This is a genomic window from Sporomusa sp. KB1 (assembly GCF_007830295.1).
GTDB lineage: Bacteria > Bacillota > Negativicutes > Sporomusales > Sporomusaceae > Sporomusa.
Genome location: NZ_VLKC01000002.1, coordinates 1 through 1,859, shown reverse-complemented (window position 1 = coordinate 1,859; position 1,859 = coordinate 1). Strand labels below are relative to the sequence as shown.

Genomic DNA, 1,859 nt, shown 5'->3' with positions numbered 1-1,859 from the left:
GAAAGAAGTAAGGCCCCTTGTAGATTACAAGGTAGATAGGCCAGATGTGGAAGTGGAGTAATCCATGCAGCTGACTGGTACTAATAGGCCGAGGACTTGACTTATATTCGAGGTTCGGTGATCGAAGTTCGAGTGTTCGAATGAGCAACGAATGAAGATAACGAACTAATAGATTAGTCCTAAATGCGTAACTTTCTTCTGTGAAGTTTTTAGGGAACAACCTATCTTACCAAAAAATACATGTTGAAAATAACAAGTAGATATGATAAGATATAATTCCTTGAGCAAACAACATATTCCTCGATAGCTCAGTTGGTAGAGCAATCGGCTGTTAACCGATTTGTCGTAGGTTCGAGTCCTACTCGAGGAGCCAATTAACTCAGCATAAGGCTCAGACAGTTCAGAGTATTCCATATGCTAGGCGGAAGGAGGACGTGACCGTAGTCGTACTGGGAAGTACGTCGGAGGGAACGCCCGGACTGACAACAACGCAGAGGGGATGCTATCAACTGTCGTAACTCGGCTGTTGACCGATTGGTCGCTAGTTCGAGTCCTACTCGAGGAGCCAATTTGGAGTGGTACTCAAGTGGCTGAAGAGGACGGTTTGCTAAATCGTTAGAGGTCGTGAGGCCTGCGTGGGTTCAAATCCCACCCACTCCGCCATCCAATTTTTTGGCCCGTTGGTCAAGCGGTTAAGACACCGCCCTTTCACGGCGATAACGGGGGTTCGATTCCCCCACGGGTCACCAATCTATTTATCGGGCGATTAGCTCAGCTGGGAGAGCGCCTGCCTTACAAGCAGGATGTCGGCGGTTCGATCCCGTCATCGCCCACCAATCTCGATATTCGACACTAGACATTCGGTAAATTGAACATCGAAGATCTAAAGTCGAAAATCGAATAATGCGGCCCTGTGGTGTAGCGGTCTAACATGCCGCCCTGTCACGGCGGAGATCGACGGTTCAAATCCGTTCAGGGTCGCCATCTTCTCTATAGCTCGATGCTCGTTTGTTCAAACGCTCGAAAAAAGCGAATGACGAACGAAGCGAATATGACTCCGTAGCTCAGCTGGATAGAGCGTTTGACTACGAATCAAAAGGTCGCAGGTTCGAATCCTGCCGGGGTCGCCATCTAATGCTGGCGTAGCTCAATTGGTAGAGCAGCTGACTTGTAATCAGCAGGTTGGGGGTTCAATTCCTCTCGCCAGCTCCATCCGGAGGGATTCCCGAGTGGCTAAAGGGAGCAGACTGTAAATCTGCCGTCTTCGACTTCGGTGGTTCGAATCCACCTCCCTCCACCATTTACGGATCTATAGCTCAGCTTGGTAGAGCATTCGGCTCATAACCGACTGGTCCTAGGTTCGAATCCTAGTAGATCCACCAAATAATGCGGCCGTGGCGGAACGGCAGACGCGCTAGCCTCAGGAGCTAGTGGGGGCAACCTCGTGGTGGTTCAAATCCACTCGGCCGCACCATTTTTATAATTTGCGCGGTAGTGGCGGAACGGCAGACGCGCCAGCTTGAGGGGCTGGTGGGGGCAACCTCGTGATGGTTCAAATCCATTCTACCGCACCATTTAAGCAGAGAACCAAGTTTTTTAAGTACATAATAGTATTAACATAAACAAATTAAAATGCTATTATTATAGTTTATCTGAGACGAGTGACAAAACGTTCCCTGAAAACTGAACAATGTAAGTAATGCATCAAAAAAGCCAGATGTGCGTGCGTACTACCAAGGTCATTGCAAGCGAAAGCGAAGCAATTTCATTTGATAGTACAACCAAAAACAATTTCTTAATTTGATTTATAGAGCCAACAAATGGCTTCAATAAAAATCTTTATTGGAGAGTTTGATCCT

Annotated in this window: 11 tRNA genes and 1 other annotated feature; all 11 genes read left to right on the top strand. The window is 47.6% G+C overall.

Annotation, left to right across the window (positions count from 1 at the left end):
* Nucleotides 1-8: 8 nt before the first annotated feature.
* Nucleotides 9-92: a sequence feature (23S ribosomal RNA rRNA prediction is too short), on the top strand.
* Between the two features lie 205 nt (nucleotides 93-297).
* Nucleotides 298-373 (top strand) — tRNA-Asn (locus SALPA_RS03850).
* Nucleotides 374-572: 199 nt separating this feature from the next.
* Nucleotides 573-663: transfer RNA gene (locus tag SALPA_RS03845), tRNA-Ser, on the top strand.
* A gap of 11 nt (nucleotides 664-674) precedes the next feature.
* Nucleotides 675-749 (top strand) — tRNA-Glu (locus SALPA_RS03840).
* Between the two features lie 11 nt (nucleotides 750-760).
* Nucleotides 761-836, top strand: a tRNA-Val gene (locus SALPA_RS03835).
* A 71-nt stretch (nucleotides 837-907) separates the two neighbouring features.
* Nucleotides 908-984 (top strand) — tRNA-Asp (locus tag SALPA_RS03830).
* Nucleotides 985-1,053: 69 nt separating this feature from the next.
* Nucleotides 1,054-1,130 (top strand) — tRNA-Arg (locus SALPA_RS03825).
* A 6-nt stretch (nucleotides 1,131-1,136) separates the two neighbouring features.
* Nucleotides 1,137-1,212, top strand: a tRNA-Thr gene (locus SALPA_RS03820).
* A gap of 3 nt (nucleotides 1,213-1,215) precedes the next feature.
* Nucleotides 1,216-1,300: transfer RNA gene (locus SALPA_RS03815), tRNA-Tyr, on the top strand.
* A gap of 5 nt (nucleotides 1,301-1,305) precedes the next feature.
* Nucleotides 1,306-1,382 (top strand) — tRNA-Ile (locus SALPA_RS03810).
* Nucleotides 1,383-1,388: 6 nt separating this feature from the next.
* Nucleotides 1,389-1,474 (top strand) — tRNA-Leu (locus SALPA_RS03805).
* A 14-nt stretch (nucleotides 1,475-1,488) separates the two neighbouring features.
* Nucleotides 1,489-1,574, top strand: a tRNA-Leu gene (locus SALPA_RS03800).
* Nucleotides 1,575-1,859: the final 285 nt, after the last annotated feature.